Origin of the sequence: Lentibacillus halophilus, from assembly GCF_039522485.1 — a bacterium.
Classification (GTDB): domain Bacteria; phylum Bacillota; class Bacilli; order Bacillales; family Amphibacillaceae; genus Lentibacillus; species Lentibacillus halophilus.
The window spans coordinates 1-5,976 of the sequence record NZ_BAAADM010000059.1; the positions used below are offsets into that span (position 1 = coordinate 1).

Consider the following 5,976-nt stretch of genomic DNA (forward strand, 5'->3'; position numbering starts at 1 on the left):
AGCTGTTCAGCGTGCATTCGCAATCGGAACACCAGATATATTTAATAGCGATCAGGGCAGTCATTTCACCAGTTCCAGCTATATCAATCTACTAAAGGAGCACCCATCTATACAAATCAGTATGGATTCTAAGGGGCGTGCCCTGGACAATATCCGTATCGAACGATTTTGGCGCAACCTCAAATATGAAGAGGTCTATCTGAAAGACTATGCCACACCGAGGGATGCAAGAAACAATATACGAGAGTATATGAAAACCTATAACCATGAGCGCCCTCATCAGTCATTAAACTATAAAACGCCTGAATCCGTCTATTGTCACTAAGAGTTGATCCTTTCCATCTTTGGGCCATTATCTTTCCTATGTCAGGTTCCGTCAAGGGTAAAAGCGCCCCTTGACGGAACCTGACATAGGAAAGACCCCGTTTTCTAAGATGGAAAAGGACGACAAGCATGAACCAACTTTCACCTTATTTTTATAAAATATGTGTCTTGACACTGGGGTCCACCTAACTTTTGGCTTAACGATGAATATTTCTCATCCACAAAAAACCACATCGCACATTAAAAAAGCTACTGGTCTTGCCTAACCAGCAGCTATTTTCGACAAAATTCGGGAAGTGACAGGCACCTTACGAAACTCAAAGTAGAGCAGAGTTTCTGAAAAAATTACTCTTCTAAAACACCTTGTTCTTTATAATACTTTTTTGCACCAGGGTGTAAAGGAATATCTGCTACTCCAGAGGTAGCACCTTCTATTTTCATATTTTTCGCTGCATCAATAGTATCACGCAATACTTTCAGATTTTCCCACATTGTCTTAGTTAATTCATATATTAAATCTTCTGACATATCCTTTGACACAAATAGGACACTTGGTTGAGCTACCGTACTAATATCTCTATCCAGTTGATCATATGTGTCCGATGGAATTGTCTGTTCAATTAACCATGAATTTTCTTCAGTTGCTTTATTAATAGCCTCATCGCTAAGACTAAGAATTTTACTATCAGTTGAAGATAATATTTCAATAGTTGCAGATGTCGGAAGAGCAGACATCACATGTGCGCCATCAATTTTCCCATTTCTTAATAAGTCAGATGCTTGTGAAAAGCCTACAAACTCGGCTTTCATGTCTTCAAATGTCATATCATACGAATTAAAGATTATCTCTGCAAGATCTTTTGTTCCACTTTGGGGTGCACCAGGAACAAAAGATTTACCATCTATCTCTTCCACCGAATCTATACCACTATCTTTTGTCACAATTACTTGTGCGGCATCTGTGAACAGAGTGGACACAGCTCTTATATCTTCAGATTTTCTCCCATCGAATTGTCCCTTTCCATGGTAGGCATTGTATAAAACGCCAAGAGTAGATAACCCCATATTAATATTTCCTTTTTTCATCAGGTTAATATTTTGTACACTTCCATCTGATGATTGAGAAGCAACCCTAACCCCAGAGACATTGTCATTCCATACGTTAGCTAATGCAGATCCAAAAGGATAAAAATTTCCAGTAGTTGTAGCAGTGCTTAATTCAATATCTTGTGTAGATGATGATGAACTTTCCTCATTACAACCAAATAAAAACACTGACATTACAATTAAAATTAACGCTAAAAGTGACATTTTTTTATTCATTTTCACCATCTCCTTGAACTTAGTTTTTAAACAGAAATAGAGGTTTCCTTTTCGTTATTCATTTGACTTCTTTTATTTTTTATTTGCCAAAATATAATAAAAAGCATAACTGCTAAAGACATGAAACTCATTATATAACTTGGTAAAATTAAACCAATGCCAGAAACAGCTAATAGTAATTGCTGAATTAAATTTGGTTTAGTTAAAAACCAATTTGACATGGCACCAGCCAAGGCAATTACACCAATTATTCCAGTAATCATGGCTATAATACTCTTCGAAAAACTTCCTTCTATAAAGAGTAACTCTGGATTGTATAAAAAGAAGAAAGGAATAACAAATCCTATAATCCCAAGGCGTACAGCCGTTAAGCTAACTTTGGCAAATTTAGCTCCCGCAATGCCCGACGTAACTAATGCGGCTAAGGCAACTGGAGGTGTGATTTCAGAAAGAGCAGCAAAGAAAAAGACAAACATATGACTAACTAATAATGGAACCCCCATCTCAGCCAATATTGGAGCCGAAATTGTAGTGGCAATAATATATGAAGCTGTCACGGGGACCCCTGTTCCTAATAAAATTGTTAGTAGCATAGTTAATATTGCCGCTATAAAAACAGAACCTCCAGCCAAACTAAGAATATTGTTACCTACGACAAGTCCTACACTCGTTAATGATATGGTGCCCACTACTACTCCAACAACCATACAAGCAGCACTAACTACTAAAACATTTTTAGCTCCTTCCTCTAATGCATTTAAAATATCTTTTAAGTGCATTCGGGTCTCTTTACGTAGCCAACTTGCAATAACGGTTGTAACTATGGCCCATAATGCTGCAAATATAGGTGTAACACCTGTTACAAGCATATATACAAGAATAGCAACCGGAAGAAGTAAGTGGCTATTTTTGATTACATCCTTAAATTTAGGAATATCTTCCTTAGACAAACCTTCCAAACCTTGTTTTTTGGCTTCAAAATGGACTGACATAAAGCACATTGTAAAATAAAGAACAGCAGGAATTACAGCAGCTAATATTATCAATCTGTAATCCATACCTAGAAAAGTCGCCATTATAAAGCTAGCAGCACCCATAACTGGAGGTGCTAACACACCTCCTGTACCTGATACAGCTTCAACAGCGCCTGCAAAATAGGGCTTATATCCTGTTCTTATCATCATCGGAATGGTGAAAGTACCTACCGTAGAAGCATTAGCAATACCACTACCATTAATTGTACCCATCATACCACTGCCAATTACAGCAACTTTCGCAGGTCCTCCTGCTGATCTTCCGGAAATTGCGAGCGCAAAATCATTAACAAACTTAATAAAACCACTTCTTTTTAGAAATGACCCAAATAAAATAAACATAAAGATATAAGTGGCAGCTACACCGGCAACAACACCAAAAATTCCTTCTGTGCCCCACCACATTACATCAATAATACGTGTATAATCGAACCCTACATGGCCTAAAGTCCCCGGAATATACTGTCCAAAAAAATTATAAAGCAAAAAGATGACAGCTAATAAAGTCATTGGAAGTCCAGCAGCTCTTCTTGAAGCTTCAAAAACCATTAGAATTCCAACGGCTCCAAACCAATAGTCAGCTGAAATATGCAAGCCGCCACGATCCATTACGTAAGCATCATACATCATTAAAAAATATCCAACAGAAGAAATCACAGCAATAATGCAAATAATATCCCATAGAGTGGGCAGTCTTCTTTGTTTTTTATCTTTTTTCTTTGCTGGAAATAGGAGAAAAACCAGTATAGACATGAACCCAAAATACCATGCACGTAGTTTAATAGCTTCAACAACACCAAATCCAGTTATAAAAAGTTGAAACAATGACCAAAAAATAGCAATAACAGTAACTATTTTGGCCATAGGACCTAGATATTGACGAAATTTTTCTATACCGGAATCGTTGTCATCTGTTTTTTCGTTATTTTCCTTATTATTATTTTTCACCCTTTACCCCCCTATTAGAATTATATTAGTGTTGTTTCTACGTTTTTATAATAGAGCGCAGGCGGAAATCGCTTACAAATTAATTAGGTTTAACCTGATTTTTTATAGGTAAGCATTTACTACTTATTGATGTCTTCTAAATTTATAGTAAACGCTTACCTTCACACTAAATATACCAATAAAATATATTCTACTTGTTAACTATCCTTTTCTTCGCGTTCAGCAACTATATGGGATTTACCTGGTGCTTCAGGAGATTCACGGAACCATGTTCCCATTTTAGAGACAACTGGAACATCTTGAATTGTGAAAAAAAGAGCCTGTTCAGTCTCTGATGTATTACAATGCTCATGCTCAGTCCAAGGCGGTGCGATAAAAGCATCTCCAGCTTCCCATTCTATTTTTTCTCCATCAATAATGGAATAACCCTCTCCTTTTACAATAATAGACAAGGCTGTATTGGTATGCCGATGTGGCTTATTGTGTTCACCCGGTTCAAATACCTGAGCAACCATGTTCATAGTGGGTGATACTCCATAAGAATCTCCTGTATCTTGATTCACTAAAGCAATGGTTCCACGACCACCACCTCCACCGCCACTTAAAAAGTTTTCAGACAACGCTTCCTGTAACTCTGACTCAACGTCTCTCCATTTCCAAATCTGAGGACGTACAAAAGGTTGTTTTACTTTTTCCAAAAATTCCTTATAGCTCATCATGTCGCTTCTACTACTCATTATTATTTCCTCCTTTGTTTAATCATCATTAACCGTTAAGTACACTATTATTATACCTAAGTATAATTAAAGTGTATTAATTAGATTATAACTACGCTGATTTTATTTTTCAAGTGTCTATTTAAATTTTCTTAATGCTTTTTATTGTATGGAAAAAGCTATTTACAAAGTTCAATACAAAAATAAGCTAATCAATGTATTTTATTTTAAACACGTTGTTTTTAACAGGATAAATGTAAGCGTAAAAAATCCCCATCTATAAACAAGATGGGGATTCAATGTATGCAGCCAGGCTTTGCTTCCAATCGCATAAGATTTGTGATTGTTCAGCACGGTTATTATTAACCTCCAAACGTAAGCGTCAAAATAAACATCAAAGTAAGCATCAAATAAATTCCATATGCTAATGCAGGTGTAACTTATTTGATACTTACTTTATTTCTATATCTTAACTATATTGTAAATCTTGTGATAGCCCTGATGTAAGTTCCTTTAATTTTTGAACATCTTTTGAATGTGCCTCAGTATTTATACTTTCTGAAAAACCTATAATAGATATTGCGGCTATAATATGCTCTGAATTATCAAAAACAGGACATGTAATAGCTGCACCGCCAGGTATTCCTTCATGAATCGTATCTCTAAAAGAGTAACCATTTTCCCTTATGTCTTCAAGTTCTTTTTTTATCTCTTTCCTATCTAGGTCATAATGTTGTGCTTCACTATCTATTAAATCCTCCACCTCTGAGGAGTCAAGAAAAGCTGCGAAACATTTGCCTGTGGAGCTTTTATATAAAGGAGGTCGATATCCAACCTGAATACCAACGCTTATTGGTCTATCGCTTGGTTCAGATTTAACAACTACTGGACCTGTCTGTGTCCATACATTTAAAGCTGAGGATTGATTTAATTCTCTTTTTATTTCTTTTAAATATGGTTCTGACAGTTCTATTATATCGTATCTTTGTAACGAATGTAATCCGAATTCTATTAGTTTAGGACCAAAACTATATGTATGATCTTTTTCATTTTGAACTAATGCGCCCAATCTTAAAAAACTAATGACATATTTTTGCACTCTGCTTTTAGACATATTTGTCGCATGTGAAATTTCGGACAGCGTTAAAGGTTGAGAGCTCTCTTTAATTGTATCAAGGATAAAAAAAGCATGCTCCACAGACTGAATACCTTGTATGGTACTCTTCGATTCGTCATTTAAGTTCATTTTTTCACTCCTTTGGTGATTTTCGATAATATTTGTTTCGTTTTTTTAAACAATAATTAAAAATCTCAAATGTTTTATTTCTGATGAAAGGTCGCAATTTTCCAATTGATGATAATGTCTAAAAGAATGATGAAATGTTTAAAAGGCGTTTTTGGGTAATGTTTAAATTTGATTGACTACTTGTCGCTTATCATTATTAAGTGATAAAGATTTGTTCCGCGCTCTTTTTATACTCAGAATTCGTACGGATTACTAGATCAATCTTATCAGATTATGCCTAGTTCTGTTGACTGATTTATTTAAATGACAACCTCTAAAAGTCCGGTGAAAAAGTCAAATTGTACTAGGAATTTCATTGCTTTATGTCGAATATAGTCTATAGAAC

Annotated in this window: 5 protein-coding genes; 1 reads left to right on the forward strand and 4 read right to left on the reverse strand. The window is 35.5% G+C overall.

Translation table 11 applies throughout. The annotated features are described in order from the left end of the window. Positions 1–325 (forward strand): integrase core domain-containing protein (locus ABDZ72_RS14195; protein ID WP_343751317.1); only part of this gene is annotated, 325 nt, incomplete at its 5' end. 344 nt (positions 326–669) lie between these two features. On the opposite strand, the gene ABDZ72_RS14200 is transcribed toward ABDZ72_RS14195, so the two are convergent. The 4 genes from ABDZ72_RS14200 to ABDZ72_RS14215 form a co-directional block, all read right to left on the reverse strand. Further along, positions 670–1,647, reverse strand: a complete 978-nt coding sequence (locus tag ABDZ72_RS14200; protein WP_343754320.1) for a TAXI family TRAP transporter solute-binding subunit — start codon at positions 1,645–1,647, stop codon at positions 670–672. Positions 1,648–1,673: 26 nt separating this feature from the next. Next, a complete protein-coding gene (locus ABDZ72_RS14205) occupies positions 1,674–3,629 on the reverse strand; it encodes a TRAP transporter permease (RefSeq protein WP_343754322.1) in 1,956 nt (651 codons plus the stop codon). Between the two features lie 197 nt (positions 3,630–3,826). After that, positions 3,827–4,366 carry a cupin domain-containing protein gene (locus tag ABDZ72_RS14210; protein WP_343754324.1) on the reverse strand — a complete coding sequence of 180 codons (540 nt, stop codon included), beginning with the start codon at positions 4,364–4,366 and terminating at the stop codon, positions 3,827–3,829. A gap of 448 nt (positions 4,367–4,814) precedes the next feature. Beyond that, positions 4,815–5,591 carry an IclR family transcriptional regulator gene (locus tag ABDZ72_RS14215; protein WP_343754326.1) on the reverse strand — a complete coding sequence of 259 codons (777 nt, stop codon included), beginning with the start codon at positions 5,589–5,591 and terminating at the stop codon, positions 4,815–4,817. Positions 5,592–5,976 lie beyond the last annotated feature (385 nt).

What these genes read in the sequence shown, in the direction of transcription:
- ABDZ72_RS14215 (WP_343754326.1), bottom strand. Translation starts at nt 5,591, where the DNA reads ATGAACTTAAATGACGAATCGAAGAGTACCATACAAGGTATTCAGTCT.
- ABDZ72_RS14210 (WP_343754324.1), bottom strand. Translation starts at nt 4,366, where the DNA reads ATGAGTAGTAGAAGCGACATGATGAGCTATAAGGAATTTTTGGAAAAA.
- ABDZ72_RS14200 (WP_343754320.1), bottom strand. Translation starts at nt 1,647, where the DNA reads ATGAATAAAAAAATGTCACTTTTAGCGTTAATTTTAATTGTAATGTCA.